The organism is Rathayibacter sp. KR2-224, from assembly GCF_049446075.1.
Lineage (GTDB): Bacteria > Actinomycetota > Actinomycetes > Actinomycetales > Microbacteriaceae > Humibacter.
In genome coordinates this window covers 1,606,300-1,622,083 of sequence record NZ_JBMSEB010000001.1, presented here as the reverse complement: position 1 = coordinate 1,622,083, position 15,784 = coordinate 1,606,300, and the positions used below count along the sequence as shown (strand labels likewise).

The following is a 15,784-nucleotide window of genomic DNA, read 5'->3' as shown; positions in this document are numbered from 1 at the left end:
ATGACAGCTATGGCCTACGGTGTGACTATGGACACAGCGTACTGGGCAGAGCGCTCTGTTTTCATCACCGGCCATACCGGCTTCAAGGGCGCGTGGCTGTGTGTTCTGCTTCACCGGATGGGTGCGCGTATCCACGGGTACGCGATGGAGACCCCGCAGGATTTCCTCTATCACCGTGCTGGAGTAGCCGATCTCCTGGAGAGCGACGCACGCGGCGACATCCGCGACGGCGACGCGCTGGGAGCGGCGGTGAGGCAGTCCGGAGCGGATATCGTTCTGCACCTTGCCGCGCAGTCCATCGTGCGCGAGTCGTATCTGACCCCTAGGGAGACGTTCTCGGTGAACGTCGACGGCACCCTTTCGGTGCTCCAGGCGGCGCGCGACGCCGAGTCGGTGGAGCGCGTTGTGGTCGTGACCACCGACAAGGTGTACCGCAACAACGAGTGGCCTTGGGGATATCGCGAGATCGACCACCTCGGCGGCGACGATCCGTACAGCGCGAGCAAGGCGGCGGCGGAGCTCGCCACCCACTCGTTCGCGGTGTCGTTTCCGCGGGCCGGATTCGCCGTGGCATCCGCTCGCGCGGGAAACGTCATCGGGGGAGGGGATGCCACGCCGGACGCACTCATCCCCGAGCTCATCTCCGGTTTCGCGCAGAACCGCCCCGCGCGACTGCGCCGGCCGAGGGCGACGCGACCCTGGCAGCACGTTCTCGAGCCGCTCAGCGGCTATCTGACGCTGGCGGAGCACCTCGACGGCCGGCGGCACGATTCGGCGTGGAACTTCGGCCCAGCGGCCGAGGACGGCTGGACGGTGGGCGCTCTGGCCGACGAGGCCGCCCGGCTGTGGGACGATGGCGCTTCGTGGATCGACGAGGACGACGGCGGACCGCACGAAGCTGGGCTGCTCATGGTCGACTCGGCGAAGTCTCGCTCCGAACTGGGATGGCGCCCGAGGCTTCGCGTGAACGAGGCCATCGCCTTCACCGTGGACTGGGAGCAGCGCGTGCGTCGTGGCGAAGCGCCGCTGTCGGTGACATCCGACCAGGTGGATCGTTATCTGTCTCGCACCCGAGCGAAGGAAGCATCATGACCGCATCACAAACCCGACCCATCGACAGCTGGCGTGATCGCTGGTCGCAGGATCCGGACGGCGTCGTCGTTCTCGACCTGGGCGAGCAGCCGGCATCCGATCTCTTCCCCAAGCCCACCGACCCTGGCCCCGACCCGCGCTACAGCATGCGCATGGTCTTCAGCCCGGTGAGCGGGCTGCTGCAGCTCGAAGACGACCCGACGACGCCGGAGGAAGTGATGGGCGTCGAGCCTGCGGCGCTTGTCCGGCAGGCCGAGCTGTGCGTCGCCGACGCGGATGCCGCAGGCTTGATCGTGCCCGGATCGCGCGTTCTGCACTACCCGAGCCCGCACGGCGGATCGTGGCACAAACAGCTCGAGCCGTTCCACCTCGTCGAGGTGACCGAAGGCGAGGCCGAACTCATCGTCGACGTGCACGGCATGATGCACGCCGCCGATCAGCGGGCCGCATTCCTAGAGCGGCGAGGGCATCTCTCCGACGACGGGGTCATCCTCTTCATGATCCACAACGCCTCTGCCATCGTGCGCGAGGGCATGTGGAACGCTCTGAAGAACGGGCACTTCGCGTACTACACGACGCCTGCCATGGTTCGCATGGCCGAGGAGATCGACATGGTGGCCATCGGCGCCTGGTCGTATCCGCTCTACAACAACGGCACGACGATGCTCGCCTTCGCGAAGAAGGGCGGCAAGTGGGGTTCGGCAACGGCCGAGTCCGTCGCACGGCTCATCGAGGAGGAGAACGCGCTCGGCGTGCTCGACCCTCAGCGGATCACCGAGTCGCTGCACACTGCACTCCTCGAGTCCGTCTCGGCCATCAGGGCCTACCTCGACGGTGCCAAAGCCGAGGGGCTCACGGTCGCAGGGTACGGCGCAGCATCCCGCACGGCGGCCTTGCTCACCTCTGCGCAGGTGACGACGGACGACGTCGCGATGATCGCCGACGCCTCGACGGCGAAACACGGCCGCACCATGCCGGGCACGCGCATCCCCATCGTCTCGCCAGAGCAACTGGTCGCCGCCAGCCCCGACCGCGTGCTGCTGTTCATCTCCGACCTGCTGCCCGAGGTCAGGCGCGCCATGCCGGGCGTCGAGCAGAACGGCGGCAAATGGGTCGTCGTCGACCCGAAGCCCACCGAGATCGAGCCGGAGTAGGCGGCGGCGCGGGTTTCGGAGTCAGTCGACGCCGATGACCCGCTTGTACTCCTGCCAGGAGATGCCGTTGCGGTCGCGCTCGCTCACGATCGTGATCGGCGCCGGCCAGACGACGGCGAGATCGGGATCGTCGAACGCGATCGTGATGTCTTCGTCAGGACCGTAGAAGTCGTCGATGCGGTAGCAGAAGTCGGTGACCGAGGTGAGCGCCTGGTAGCCGTGCAGGAATCCGCGCGGGATGTACACCTGACGGTGCACCTGGTCGTCGAGCAGGAACGTGCGCACCTCGCCGAACGTCGGCGAACCCGGCCGCGCGTCGATGGCGATGTCGAGCACCGCGCCGTGCGCGCAGCGCACGAGCTTCGCCTCGCCCTTGTTCGTGCGCCCGTGCAGCCCACGAACGACGCCCTGATAGGAGCGGGACTGGTTCTCCTGTTTGAAGCCCGCAGGGTCGATGCCGGCATCGGCGAGGATGTTCACGTCCATGGTGCGCGTGAAGTAGCCACGCTCGTCGCGGTGCGGCGTCGGCTCGAGGACGATGAGTCCCTGGATGTCTGTCTCGATGATCTTCATGACGGGCCCTCGTCTCGCTCAGCCGGCCCGACACCTCGGGCCGTCACAGGCTATCGGACGCGTCGGCGGGCCGGGAGTGCCCCGTTCCAGGCTGCCGAGACCACGGATGCGGTGCGCGCGATCGTGAAGCGCGAGCCGGCGGCTGCGCGCGCGGCCAGGGCTCGGGCATCCGCTGCTTGTTTGTCGTCGAGAACGTACGCGATGGCCTCCGCGAGCGCGTCCGGGTCGCCAGGTCGCACCAGCACCCCGTTCGGCGTCGCGCGCCAGCCGGCCGTCGCGTCGGGCGTTCCTGCGGTCCAGACGGATCCTTCGGCCTCGGGATCGAGGATCTCGGGCACTCCGCCTGCGGCCGTCGCCACGACGGGCACGCCGGCGGCCATGGCCTCGACGATGACCTGGCCGAACGGCTCGGGCACGGGCGATGCGTGCACGAGCACGGAGAGGGAGGCGACCCGCACGGCGGCATCGGCGACCCACCCGGTGAACTCGACTCGGTCGGCGATGCCGAGCCGGTCGGCGAGACTCTGCAGCTGCGACTCGTAGTCGTGCTCGCCGAACAGTGCGCCACCCACGACGGAGAACCGCGCGTCGGGATGCCCGACGGCGACCGCTGCCGCTGCCTGCAGGAACTCGCGCTGCCCCTTGGTCGGGCTGACCCTGCCGACGATGCCGACGAGGGGGGTCCCATCGCGTTCCGCGCGCGTGTCGACCTCGAATGCCTCGGGAGCCAGCCCCGGATAGGCCACCACCGCCTTGCGCATTGCGAGCGCTGGCAGCGTCTCGAGCGTGGCGAACGAGTTCGCGACGATGGCTCGCGGACCCAGCGCGGCGAGCCAGCGCATGGCGGTTCGTGGCGCACGCGGCAGATAGTCGGGCGCCAAGCGGTCGTGCAGGTGCCACACCCACCGGCGGCCCGCAAGGGGTGCTGCGATGGAGGCGAAGACCGCGGATTTGAGCGAGTTCGCGACGACCAGGTCGGCGCCCGAGCCGCGGATGGCTCGCACGAGCCTTGGCACGAACGCGGCGGCGCTCAGCGCAGACCGTGCCGCCCCGCCCGCTGCGGTGTCTCGCGCCATAGTCGCGACGTCCTCGTCCAGCACAAGCACGGCGGCCTGCACGCCGGCCGACGTCAACCGCGCCTGCAGGGGTCCGTTCCCGAAGAGCAGCACGCGCAGGTCGAACTCGCCCTCGTCGTGCAGCTCGTCGAGGAGCCGGACGAGAGCCAGCTCTGCGCCGCCCTCCTGAGCCGTGTGGTCGAGCACGAGCACGCGCGGTCGCGGCATCGTTCCCCCTTCGCTCGTGACGAGACAACAGTAGGCGGTGCGGTGGGCGCCGCAGCCAGACGCTAGCTTTAGGGCGTGGCGGCTGCTGGGTACGAGAGTCGCGCCGCGAGCACCGCGGCGCCGAGGTTCGCACGGAGGATCGCGTCGTGAGGATCGCGCTGGCGACGAGCTCGTACGACCCATACGTGGGCGGCGTCGAGGAGCACGTGCGCAATGTCGCCCGCATCCTGCGCGCCCGGGGTCACGACGTCGTCGTCTGGACCATCGAACGCGATGGGCGGTTCGGCGTGCGGGAGGTCGACGGCATCGAGGTCTGGGATCTCCCTGCGCCGCTGCCCGCCCGCTCGGTCCCGTCGATGCTGCGCTTCGCCATCCGCATGCCGCAGGCCGCGCTGCATTGGCGCCGGGCGTTCCGCTCTCACCGGCCAGACGTCATCCACGTGCATTGCTTCGGCCCCAACGGCACCTACGCACGACTGCTCGCGGCCCGCACGGGAACGCCACTGGTCATCACATCGCACGGCGAGACCGTCGCCGACGATGCAGGGGTGTTCACGCATTCCCGGTTCGCGATCGACAGCCTGCGGAAAGGACTCGCCGCCGCAGCAGCCGTCACCGGATGCTCGCGTGTCGTGCTCGAGGACCTCACGGTGCGCTTCGGGCTGGCACCCGGCCGCGGCGTCGTCGTGTTCAACGGCATCGACCTCGACGAACCCGTCGGCGTGCCGCCGGCCGGCGTCGACGGCCGCTACATCTGCGCGGTCGGCCGAGTGCAGAAGATGAAGGGGTTCGACCTGCTGATCGAGGCGTTCGCGCGCGCGGAACTGCCGCCCGACATCCGGCTGATCATAGGCGGGGCCGGGCCCGAGCTCGATGCGCTGCGTCGTCAGGCCGACCGGCTCGGTATCGGCGAACGTGTCGTGCTGCCAGGACGACTCGACAGGCCGACCGTCGGCGCACTGCGCGAGGGCGCGTACATCGGCGTGATGCCGAGCCGGTTCGAGGCGTTCGGCATCGCAGCGCTCGAGGTGTGGCGCGGCAGGTCGGCCCTCGTGGCGACAACGCACGGCGGAGCACCCGAGTTCGTCACGCATTCCTCGGACGGGCTGCTCGTCGACCCGCTCGACGTCGACGCCTTGGCCGGCGCGCTCCGCACGCTGACCGACGAGCCCGGACTCGCGGCACAACTCTCGGCGGCGGGCGCCGAGCGTGTGCGGTCGTTCACCTGGGAGCGCGCGGTGGATGCCTACGAGTCGGTCTACGGCGATCTTCCCGCCGCCCACGCGGAGACCGCCGACACCGACATCACATAGTTGGTCGTCGTCTGCAGGCCCATGAACGGCGGCGGCAGACCACCTGCGAACCCGGTGTAGTTCATCGCGAGCATCTTGACGTCGCGGATCGTGGTCCACACGCCTTCGACGCGCACCGCTTTCGCCTCGACCGGGTCGAACCGGAAGACGACGGTCCGCTCCCAGAACTGGTCCTGGGGTCGGGCGACCACCTGCCACGTGCCATCCGGTTTCTGCACGGAGACGGTGTAGGAGCGCAGCCCCGCCTCGCAGCACGCGATGTTGGTGGTCGCGACGGCTATCCGGTCGATGGTGGTCGCAGAGCGCAGCGGAACCGTGATGCTCGGGTGCGGGTCGACACCACCCTTCACCTCGCCAGAACGCCACGGGCGGTACGGGTCTGCCGTGCCGGAGGTCACGGTCTGTGCCTTCGAGTCCTTGTAGGTCGATGAGGCCTGCGCGCTCTGCCCCTTGAGCAGATCGGCGCCGAACGTCTCGGTGGCGCCGAGGGCGATCGTGCTGCCGGCCGGTGCGCGGAAGAACTGCGGCGTTGCCGTGAGTGTGACCTGCGCCGACCCGCCCGAGAGACCCACGGCATCCGTCGCGCCGTACTCGTCGGTGACGCGAAGCGACGACGCGCCTGTTGTCACTCTTGCCTGGATGCGGGCCTCGTCGGTCCACGCGACGAGCATGGTGTCGTTCCCTGGCACACGCATCGCGTGGGTGAAGGGGATGCCGGTGGCCACCTCTACGGGCGCGCCCCGGCCGTGCAGCATCCGCGACACCGTCGCGTACGCAAGGCCGCCCGGCTTCACATACGCCCGGTACTGGATGAGCGACCAGCTGGAGTCGTTCTCACCCCAGCCGCCCTCGCTGTAGAAGTACGTCCACCCCGCGATGCCGTCCTGCTGGTACCACATGAGCTTCCTGGCGATGTTCGAGCCCTGGGCCCAGTACGCCGTGGCGCTGTCCGACGTCCAGCCCGACTCGGTGTCCCAGAGCGGAAGCCGCGCGCACGAGGATCCGAGCGCCTGGCGGAGGGCGTCGTAGCCGGCGCCCTTCGCGTCGAAGCCCTCCTCCTCCCACGATCTGTTCCAACCGGTGTACGGATGCACTCCTATCGCGTCCACGTGCGAGCACACCCCGTCGGCTGCCGCCTTCTTCCACCAGTCCGTCTCGAAGCCGAGAAGGTTGCCTGCGATGACGTACGAGCCTGCCTTGGCCGCGTGCGCCGCCTCGGCGAACGGCAGCTCGACCGTCTTCCAATACTCGTCGGCGGAGTCGTAGAAGCTGTTCGGCTCGTTGAACGCCTCCCACGATGAGATGGCCGGCGCCTCGCGCGCGAACGTGGCCACGATCAGCGCGGTCCAGCCCGCCCAGGTGCCGGATGCCGCTGCCGCCTTCTCCGCGTCGCCCCCGCTGCCGACCTGCACGATGAGCCGCACCCCGTGATGCGCCGCATACACGCCCGCCTTGCGCAGGTTCTGGAACGGGTCGTTGTCTGGCGAAAGGTTCGCGCCCGGCAGGGCAGCCCACTGAATGGATGCTTCGCTCGGCGTCGACTTGGGGTCGGGCACCAGGCTGCCGAAGTCGAGCTGAACACGCGAGCTACCGACACCGAGCGTCGCGGCGAGCTCGGCTCCGCGCAGTGGCGCCGGCCCGCCCCAGTCGTCTCCTGCCGCCAGCGAACCGAGGTTCAGGTCGGCTCCCTGTGCACCCACCGAGTAGTGCAGGCACGAGCCGGAAAGCACGGCGTGCGTCGAGGTGTCGACCACCTCGAGGCTCACCTCGTAAGGGCCTGGTCTCGTCTTGGGCAGCGCCAGGGCGGTCTCACCGCCGCCCCACGGTATGGCTGCGGTCTTCTCGTCTGATGAAACGGGGTCTGGAAGCGTCGGGTCTCCCGTGACCGTGTAGCGCACCTCGATGGGCGGCTTCGCGGATCCGGTCACGGCACCCCATCCCTTCTCCGTGCGCAGGTAGACGGCCGGCCTCTGCCCGGAGTCGAAGTGATTGAACGGCGCGTGCGTGATCGCGCCGATTCCGAGACCCAGCTGCGCCAGGTCGGGTTCCACGTCGGCGGTCGGCAGCAGGGGCGAGGCGAAACGGGCGGCCAGCTGGTCGGAGGTGAGCGCCGCGACGCTCTCCACGGCGGCGTCTCCCGTTTTCACGAGCATCCAATAACGACCGTTCGACTCCGCCATGGACGCCGGGTCTGCAGGCGAGAAGCCGTCCTGGCCAGCCAGCCACACACCCTTTCGCACCCCGACGCCGTCGACCCACTGCACGCCGTACGCCGTGCTGAGCACGAAGCCGTCTCCGTGCGGCCCAGGCTCGACGGATGCCAGCCGGTGCGGAGAGGGCGTCGTCGAGGTCGTGGTGTCGGTGGCCGTGCCGCCGTCGTTCTGCTCTGCGGGGTACACGGTGTGCAACGGCGTGCTGCTCGAGCCCAGGTCCATCACGTCCAGCGTCGTGAGGGGTGACGAGCCGCCCGACGTGGAGTATCCGGAGACCAGCGGGCCGCCCAGGCTGTTGCCCATCACGTCCGGGCCGTTCTTCAACAGCCCGAGGTTCTGTCCGGATGGCCGCATGATGTGCACGGTATGCGTGCCCTCCCCGACGAGCAGCGCGGGTGAGCCCTCGTAGGCGGGAACCCACACGAGGTACTGCAGGTCGAGCGGATGCCCTGTGCTCTCGTCGCTCTTGGGCACGTCGAAGGAGCCGAGCCTGGAGCCGTCCGCGGCGAAGTGCACGACCCGTCGCGTTGAGCCGTGGTATGCGTCCACCACGTACAGCGACCCGTCGTCGGCGAGCGCCCACCTGCCCTCGTGCTTCACTGCGATGCTGGTCGTGCCCTTGAGCTTTCCGGAGAGGGAGTAGCGCAGAAAGTCGGAGGTGCCGTTGTCGAGGTCACGGTCCACGACGACCGTGTCGCCGGCGACCGCGAGAGCACCGAGAGTGCCCTGGCCGCCGATCTTCCACGTTGTGAGAGCTGGGGCGTCGACCGTTGCGGGCCGGTTCGCCGTGATCTTGTTCACGAGCGTGCCGCCGAAACCGCAGACCGCCGTGGAGGACGACGCCGACGCCGTCGACACGGGTACGTCGGACGCGTTCGCAGCTGACGGCGCAGCAGCGTCGCCGCTCGAGCCCAGCCCGATCACCGCCCAGGTCAGGGCGACGACGACCACGGTCGTCGTTCCGGCGGCCGCAAGGCCCCACCAGTGTCGCGCGCGCATCGGGTTTCGTCGCCGCCATTCAACTGCGGATCGGTCCGCGACGCCTTGGGCGCGGCGGCTTCATCCCAGTATGCGCGGCAATGTGAGGATTGCCCAGTTTCCCGATCGGGGGTGAAGGTCGTTGTTCGGCGATCAGGATGCCCGCGCGTACAGCCTGGTCTCGCCCCTCAGCATCGCGTAGCCGGCCGCCTCCCCGACGGACTGCACGAGTCTCAGCTCGTCCTCATCGATACCGGCGCGACCGCGTCGGCCCAACCGGTGCCCCAGCAGCCGCAGTACGCGGCGCGCCTGGCGGAGCCGGGGCATCCTCATCGACTCACCCCACCAGTGGTAGCCGAGATAGGCGCCGGAGAGACCCTTCTGCCGCGCGATGCGGCGAAAGTGCTGCGCGGTCGTGCGCGAAGGGTCCGGGTGGTGGATGACCGTGGCGTCGCGGGCGAGACCGACGGTGCCGCCGCCAGCTCTGATCATGTTCTCGAAGAGGCTCTCCTCGCCGAAGGCGAAGTCCGGGCGCCCTGCACCGATGCGTTCGTCCCACAGGCCGAGGCCGAGCACGCGGCGATGGATGGCCATGCCTGCGCCGATGAGGCGCGGTTCATCTCCGAGATTCCCCTCGGCGAGCCACTCCCTCAGCAGCACCGACCTGAGTCCGTCGAATTCCGGCCCCAGCCGAACAGGCGCGGCGACGGCATCGAACGACCCGTCGAGCACGAGCTCGGCCATCGACGTCGGCCACTCAGGACCGAACTCCACGTCGTCGTCGGTGAACACCAGCACGGTGCCGCGGGCGAGAGCGCTCGCCGTCGTGCGGGCTCGCGAGAGACCGGGGAGCGCACAGCGCTCGACGCGGATGCGCTCGTCCGCAACCGTGACACCGCCGTCGGCGGAGTTGTCGATGAGGAGCACCTCCACATCGTCCGTCGCGTCGAGCACGGCCGACAGCCGCTGGGTCACGTCGGCCAGTCGCCCGGGCGCTCCCGTCGTGCACACGATCAGCGAAACGGACGGAGCAGGCGCCGGGCCGACGCTCGGTTGCTCTTCGGCGGTTGAGTTCTGGTCGCGCTTCCCCCCATGGCTCCTCGCAGGTGCGTGCGCACCACTGTCGGGTCGAGCACTCTCCCCGGCGCCGGCACTGTCGTTGGCGATCACCACGTCACGACGATAGCGGTGGAACGGATGCCTGCTGCCGAGCGTTGGCACGCAGCCATACGTCGATGGGCGCCGCCGCGGCATCCCAGGTCATGCTCGACAGCGCCACGGCCCTCGCCGCTGACGGCGCGGGCTCGGTACCCCGCTGCTCGAGGCGCGCCGCGATCCACTCCGCCCACTGAGCAGGCTCGTCGGAGACGAACGCGGGGGGACGTTCGAAGGCGTTGGCGCCGTCCGCTGTCGCGATCACCGCGGCCCCGGTCGCAAGCGCCTCGGCGAACTTGACGGATGCCCCGACCCCGTCTTTGACCGGCACAGCGACGACCGTCGCCGAGGATGTGAACTGTGCAAGGTCGGGAACACGGCCGACGATGCGGATGCCCGTCGGCCACGTCGGTTTCGGCTCGGCCTCCGTACCTGCGACGAGCGCGACGGCATCGGAGACCCGCTGCTGCACGAGCGGCCATACCTCTTCCGCGAACCACTCGAGCCCCAGCCGGTTGGGATGCCAGCCCCAGCTCCCGAACAGCGCAACGCGTGGTTCGCTGCGGTCGAACCCGCGGTCGGGCCATTCGGCAGGGTCGACCCCGAGCGGGGCGGTGAAGGCCTTGCCCTCCGCCTCAGGGTGCACGGCGAGCAGCCGGTGCGTCTCGACATCGGAGCACGTCATGACGCCGTCCGCCTTGCGAACGGCATGCACCTCCATGCCGCGAGCCTGGTCGGCCAGTTCGATCCTGCCCGCCGCGTGGTGCCAGTGGCTCATCACGTTGTGCACGTCGAGAAGCACGGGAACCCGGACGTGCTCGGGCAGCAGCCAGAACGACTCGTGATGGGACACGACGATCGCGTCCCACTCGCCGGCAGCGATGGTGCGGCGCATCCGCTCGACCATTCGTCGGGACATGCGTCCCAACACGGTCAGCCTCGGTCGCAGCACGGGAACGATCGTGCGGATGCTCGCGTCGCTCTGTCCCGCGGTCGGGACCATGACCGTGACCTCGTGCCCGCGCGAGACGAGCGCGTTGATCTGATGGAACTGCCTGCGCTGCCCGCCTTGCCCGTCGCGCGACGGCGTCTCGGCGCTCACCCACAGAATGCGCGTCACGTCGGCCCCTCCCGCTCCCGGTTCAGGCTAGCCGAGCCGGTGAGCGGATGCCGCTCATATGCCTCAGGCAGGCACGGCGATGTGTTGCGAGACCGCGGCTGCCAGTTCGGTCACGTAAGGCCGCCGGAGCATCGAGAGGTGGTCGCCCGGCACGGGCACGATGTGCGGCGGCTGGGTGAACCATCCCTCCGCGACCGAGGCCGGAGTCCCCTCAGCGAGGTAGACGTAGGTGTTGTCGAGGGCGAGCGGATGCTTCAGCTGGTAGCGTCGCGCGGCCGAGCCGCCCGCCTCGAACCAGGCGTGGAAACGCCCGTCGGACTGCACGCGACGCCAGAACGACCGGGTCGCAAACGGGTAGGCATCCGCGATCTCATTCCTCAGCCGGGCGAGCACGTTGTGATCGACCGGCTCGGACTCGTGTTCCTGCACGAGCGAAGCGAGCACGGATGAGCGTTCGATGGCCGTCGGGTCAGGCGGATCCAGGAGCCCGAGGTAGGTGACCGCCTCGCCGGCTTCCACAAGCCTTCTCGCCACCTCGAAGGCGATCAACGTACCGAGCGAGTGACCCATGATCGCGTACGGCCCGGTGGGCTGCACCCGGCGGATAGTGCGCAGGTCGCGACGCGCCATCTGCGCGATGGTCACGTCGGGGAGTGCGTTGCCCTCCAGCCCGTGGCCTTGGATGCCGTACACGGGTCGTCCCGAATTCAACTGCTGGGCGAGCTCCCGCAGTTGCAGTGCGAGCCCTCCTGCGCCGCTGATGGCGAAGACGGGTGTGCCGGTGCCCGCGGCGATCATCGTCATGATCCCGTCGACGAGGTGATCCGCCTTGCCGTGCGGCAGGCGCGCGAGCTGCGCCGCCGTCGGATTCTGCATGATGGTGGCCGATGTGATCTGAAGATCGAGCTGATCTTCGAGGATCGCCACCATCTCTTCCACGGCGAGCGAGTCGAGACCGAGCTCGAACAGATCGTCGTCGACTCCGACGGCTTCGAGGCCCAGCGTCGCCGCTGCAACATCGGCGATCGCCTCCTCGTACTCGTATTTGCTCACCCGCTTGGGCTCCGGGGAGCGAGGGGGCTCAGGCAGCCGCAGCCTGTCGATCTTGCCGTTCGGGTTGCGGGGGAGCGAGGTGAGCTCGACGATCTGTCCTGGCACCATGTAGCTGGGCAGCTCGGTCGCGAGCCTGCGCCTGACGGCGGCGCCGGAAACCCACGCGTTGAGCGCGGGCACGACGTACGCGACGAGCACCGTGGTGCCGTCCATCCGAGCCGATGGGCGCCCGACCACGACGACGTCTTCCACCTCGCCCGCGGCGCGGATGTGCGACTCGACCTCCGCCGGTTCCACGAGGTAGCCGCGCACCTTCACCATGTTGTCGGCGCGACCGAGGTACTCCAGCTGCCCGCTCTCATTCCACCGACCGAGGTCGCCCGTGATGTAGCACTTGCGTCCGTCTCCAAGGGTGCGGAAGCGCGCCGCCGTCGAATCCGGGTCGCGCCAATACCCGCCGGACATGTGCTCGGCAGTGAGGTGGATGATGCCCGGCCGCATCGGCTCGGTGACCTCCTCACCTGACTCGTCGATCAGGGCCACCTCACGCCCGGCGGTCGGCACCCCGACAGGAAGGAAGGTCTGGTCCGGAAGCACGAAATCGCGGTCCATGACGAGGCTCGCCACTCCCCATGCCTCCGAGGAGCCGAGCGAGTTGGCGACGATGCATTCCTCGTTCGTGAATCCGCGTACAGCGACGACGTCTCTGGTCAGGACCGCCTCACCGCCCAGCAACACCCTGCGGATCGAGTCGAAGACGCGGCCCTCCTTAACCGACTTCGCAAGGCTGCGGACCACGAACGGCGTGGCTCCGAGCTCGGTGATCCGGGCGGCGTCGATGCGGTCGGCGAGGCCTTCGACTCCCAGTACGCGTGGGTCGTGCAGGTGCAGCTGGCTCCCGACGGCGAGGGTCCGGGCGAGCAGCCCGAGGCCGAACACGAATCCGAGCGGCACAGGACACAGCACCTTCTCGCCGCTTCCTTCGGCGAGTCCGGCCGACGTCAGCGCAACGGTGAACGCCACCGATCCGATGATCACTCCCTTGGGCTTGCCCGTGGATCCGGAGGTGAAGACGATCGAGAGCGGGTCGTCGTGGTCGAGAGGCACCCGATCGAAGTGCGGAACCTCATGCTTCGGGCGGTCGGGCATCGTGATGGGGATGCCGCCGATCGCGCCGAGAAGGCCGACCTGCTCGCGGAACTCCGAGGTGTAGAGGATCGCTGCGGGGGCGGCCACGTCAGCGATGCCCTGCATGCGGCCGACTGGGGTGGTGCCGTCGAGCATCACGACGGGTCGACCGCATTTGGCGACGGCGAGAAACGCGGCGACCGCGGGCGAATCGTGTGCTGCCAGCACCAGCACGGGGTCCTTGCCGCCACCGAGAGCCGAGAAGACGGCAGCGGCGATCTCATCCGACCAGCTGTCCAATTCGCCGTACGTGAGCTGCATCGACGGACCCACCACCGCGACATCATCGGCGTGGTGGTGGATCACATCGGCGACGACGTCCACGAAGTGGATGAGGTCGGCCGCGGCGGGTGCCGATGTCGGAGGAGCGGACGCGGAGGGATCCGTGGCGGCAGGCGCGGATGCTGCCGCTGACCCGGTCGTGGAGATGTGCGTCATCGTCGTGCCTCTCGCCGATAGCCCCTGCGGCGAACGCAGAGCGTCTCGTAGGGGCGATTCGCCAGAACCTGAGGATCCCTAGAGTATTCCGGTTCTGGCGATGCCGACAGGCCGAGCGGTCAGAAGTCACCCACAGAGGGGCCACAGCTGCGGGGCGTCAGATGATGTCCGCGAACTCCCGTTCGTGGCTCTGGAAGTACAGCGTGCCGAGGAAGAAGACCACGAACGCGAAGACGACGAGTCCGACGACCTGCCATGCCGCCGGCGGTTCGGTTCCGACCAACGACCACCTGAACGCCTCGAGGAACCAGGTGATGGGGTTGATGTCGAAGACCCACCTCAGTCGCTCGGGAACCGACGAGATCGCATACGCCACCGGGCTCGCGTACAGCAGGATCTGCAGCACCCACGGCAGGATGTACCCGACGTCGCGGTACTTGACCATCATGGCGGCCGTCGCCATGCCGATGCCCTCGCCGATCAGCGCGATGAGCACCACCCACACCGGGATGAGCAGAACGGGCAGGCCCGGGTTCACGCCGTAGACGAAGAGCAGGATCACCGCAACGGCGAGCCCGATCACGAAGTCGAGCAGCACGCTCGCGATGGTCGAAATCGGCACCAGGATGCGCGGGAAGAACACCTTCGAGACCAGCGCCTGGTTGGCGATGAGCGAGGCGGACGACCTGGTGAGCGCCCCGTTGAAGAGGTTCCACGGCAGCATGCCGGCCAGTGAGAACAGGAAGTACGGCAGCTTTCCGCTCGAGAGGCCCGCGACGGTGCCGAACACGAGAGAGAAGACACCTGCCGACAGAACCGGTTGGATGATGACCCACGCGATGCCGAGGATCGTCTGCCGGTAGCGCACGATGATGTCGCGCAGAGCGAGCCGCACGACGACCTCGCGGGCCTGCCAGAGGTCCCGCCACCTCGGCAGATTGAGCCGCCGTGGCGGCTCGATGACCATCGTCTTCATCGGGTCACTCCACCTCGTACTGGAAGTCGGAAAGCACGACACCGGCCGAGGTCGCGTCGGTCGTCGCGCCGGATTCGTACCTCAGGTCGGGCATGACCTCGAAGCGCCAGGCGGCATCCCAGACGTCGAGGATGTTCCCCGCTTGGCAGGCGAACACGTCGACCGAGTAGGTGCCGGGCTTGAGCCAGAGATTCTTGATCTCGAGGCGGCCGTTGTGCCGCTCGTCGACGCTCAGCGTTGTGCCGTTCAACCTGGAGTCGCACTGCACGATGATCGTGCCCTGTTCGTCGACGATGTGGGCCGAGACCCAGTAGTCCCGCACGCCGAGCGGTTTCGTCGTCGCGGCGGCGTCGAAGTGCACCGCGATCGCGTCGCCGGATCCGACATGATCGTCGTCCATCCACACACGGTTGAACCGCACACCGCCAGACCCCTGGCGGTTGGCCGGGTCGGCCTGGTCCTGCGCGTAGCGATCGAAGCTCGCGGTGTACGCGTGCAGTGTGGAGTCGACGGTGCCGTGATGGGTCAGGCGCCCGCGCTCGAGCAGGATCGCCGAGGTGCAGAGCGTCTTGACCGTCTGCAGCATGTGGCTGACGTAGAGCACCGTCCGGCCCTCTTGCGCGGCCTGCCGCATCTTGTCGAGCGAGCGTCGCTGGAACTCGGCGTCGCCGACCGCCAGCACTTCGTCGATGGCGAGGATCTCGGTCTCCAGGTGCGCAGCGACCGAGAAGGCGAGGCGCACGTACATTCCGGACGAGTACCGCTTCACCGGCGTGTCGAGGAACCGCTCCATGCCGGAGAACTCGACGATCGCGTCGAACTGCCTGAGGATCTCCGACCGTGTCATGCCGAGGAGCGCGCCGTTCAGGAAGATGTTCTCCCTGCCGGTCAGCTCTGGGTGGAAACCGGTGCCCACTTCGAGCAGGCTGCCCATGCGCCCCCGGAATTCGATGCGGCCCCTGGTGGGCGCCGTGACCCGGGTCAGGATCTTCAGCAGCGTCGATTTGCCTGCTCCGTTGCGGCCGACGATGCCGAGCGCCTCGCCCTGCGGGATCTCGAAGTCGATTTCATCGAGCGCGTCGAAACGCTTGAACTCGGGCGTGCGCTGCGGCCGCAGCCGCGACAGCACGGCCTCTGCCAGCGTTGAATGGCTGGCGTTGCTGACGCCAAGACGATACGTCTTGCCGATATTTTCCGCCTTGACGGCGAAGTCGCTGTGCCCCACGGGCGTAAGCCTAACCGCGCCGC

At 68.5% G+C, this 15,784-nt stretch carries 11 protein-coding genes; 3 read left to right on the top strand and 8 right to left on the bottom strand.

Features of this window, described 5'->3' with window-relative positions; translation table 11 throughout:
* The first annotated feature begins 27 nt into the window (after window positions 1-27).
* Both rfbG and ACO2Q7_RS07405 read left to right on the top strand, forming a co-directional pair.
* Window positions 28-1,092 carry a CDP-glucose 4,6-dehydratase gene (gene rfbG, locus ACO2Q7_RS07410; RefSeq protein ID WP_423354959.1) on the top strand — a complete coding sequence of 355 codons (1,065 nt, stop codon included), beginning with the start codon at window positions 28-30 and terminating at the stop codon, window positions 1,090-1,092.
* The gene (locus ACO2Q7_RS07405; RefSeq protein WP_423354958.1) at window positions 1,089-2,246 is read left to right on the top strand and encodes a transferase; all 1,158 of its coding nucleotides are present in this window, start codon (window positions 1,089-1,091) and stop codon (window positions 2,244-2,246) included. The genes rfbG and ACO2Q7_RS07405 overlap by 4 nt, the downstream gene beginning before the upstream one ends.
* 21 nt (window positions 2,247-2,267) lie before the next feature.
* Here ACO2Q7_RS07405 and rfbC read toward each other — a convergent pair whose 3' ends face one another.
* Window positions 2,268-2,819, bottom strand: coding sequence for a dTDP-4-dehydrorhamnose 3,5-epimerase (gene rfbC / locus ACO2Q7_RS07400; RefSeq protein ID WP_423354957.1), 552 nt, complete (start codon window positions 2,817-2,819; stop codon window positions 2,268-2,270).
* A 50-nt stretch (window positions 2,820-2,869) separates the two neighbouring features.
* Window positions 2,870-4,102, bottom strand: coding sequence for a glycosyltransferase (locus ACO2Q7_RS07395; RefSeq protein WP_423354956.1), 1,233 nt, complete (start codon window positions 4,100-4,102; stop codon window positions 2,870-2,872).
* A 146-nt stretch (window positions 4,103-4,248) separates the two neighbouring features.
* Here ACO2Q7_RS07395 and ACO2Q7_RS07390 point away from each other — a divergent pair, with 146 nt between their 5' ends.
* The gene (locus ACO2Q7_RS07390; RefSeq protein ID WP_423354955.1) at window positions 4,249-5,415 is read left to right on the top strand and encodes a glycosyltransferase family 4 protein; all 1,167 of its coding nucleotides are present in this window, start codon (window positions 4,249-4,251) and stop codon (window positions 5,413-5,415) included.
* On the opposite strand, the gene ACO2Q7_RS07385 is transcribed toward ACO2Q7_RS07390, so the two are convergent.
* From ACO2Q7_RS07385 to ACO2Q7_RS07360, 6 genes are all read right to left on the bottom strand, one after another.
* Entirely contained in the window at window positions 5,361-8,627 is a 3,267-nt protein-coding gene (locus tag ACO2Q7_RS07385) for a hypothetical protein (protein ID WP_423354954.1), read from the bottom strand. The genes ACO2Q7_RS07390 and ACO2Q7_RS07385 overlap by 55 nt on opposite strands.
* 132 nt (window positions 8,628-8,759) lie before the next feature.
* The gene (locus ACO2Q7_RS07380) at window positions 8,760-9,860 is read right to left on the bottom strand and encodes a glycosyltransferase family 2 protein (RefSeq protein ID WP_423354953.1); all 1,101 of its coding nucleotides are present in this window, start codon (window positions 9,858-9,860) and stop codon (window positions 8,760-8,762) included.
* Entirely contained in the window at window positions 9,781-10,881 is a 1,101-nt protein-coding gene (locus ACO2Q7_RS07375) for a glycosyltransferase family 4 protein (protein ID WP_423354952.1), read from the bottom strand. Before ACO2Q7_RS07375 ends, ACO2Q7_RS07380 begins: the two co-directional genes overlap by 80 nt.
* 63 nt (window positions 10,882-10,944) lie before the next feature.
* The gene (locus ACO2Q7_RS07370) at window positions 10,945-13,560 is read right to left on the bottom strand and encodes an AMP-binding protein (RefSeq protein WP_423354951.1); all 2,616 of its coding nucleotides are present in this window, start codon (window positions 13,558-13,560) and stop codon (window positions 10,945-10,947) included.
* Between the two features lie 157 nt (window positions 13,561-13,717).
* Window positions 13,718-14,536: an ABC transporter permease gene (locus tag ACO2Q7_RS07365; RefSeq protein WP_423354950.1), complete on the bottom strand. Its 819-nt coding sequence runs from the start codon at window positions 14,534-14,536 to the stop codon at window positions 13,718-13,720.
* Window positions 14,537-14,540: 4 nt separating this feature from the next.
* Window positions 14,541-15,761 (bottom strand): ABC transporter ATP-binding protein, encoded by a 1,221-nt coding sequence (locus ACO2Q7_RS07360; RefSeq protein WP_423354949.1) that lies wholly within the window; start codon window positions 15,759-15,761, stop codon window positions 14,541-14,543.
* Between the last annotated feature and the right edge of the window lie 23 nt (window positions 15,762-15,784).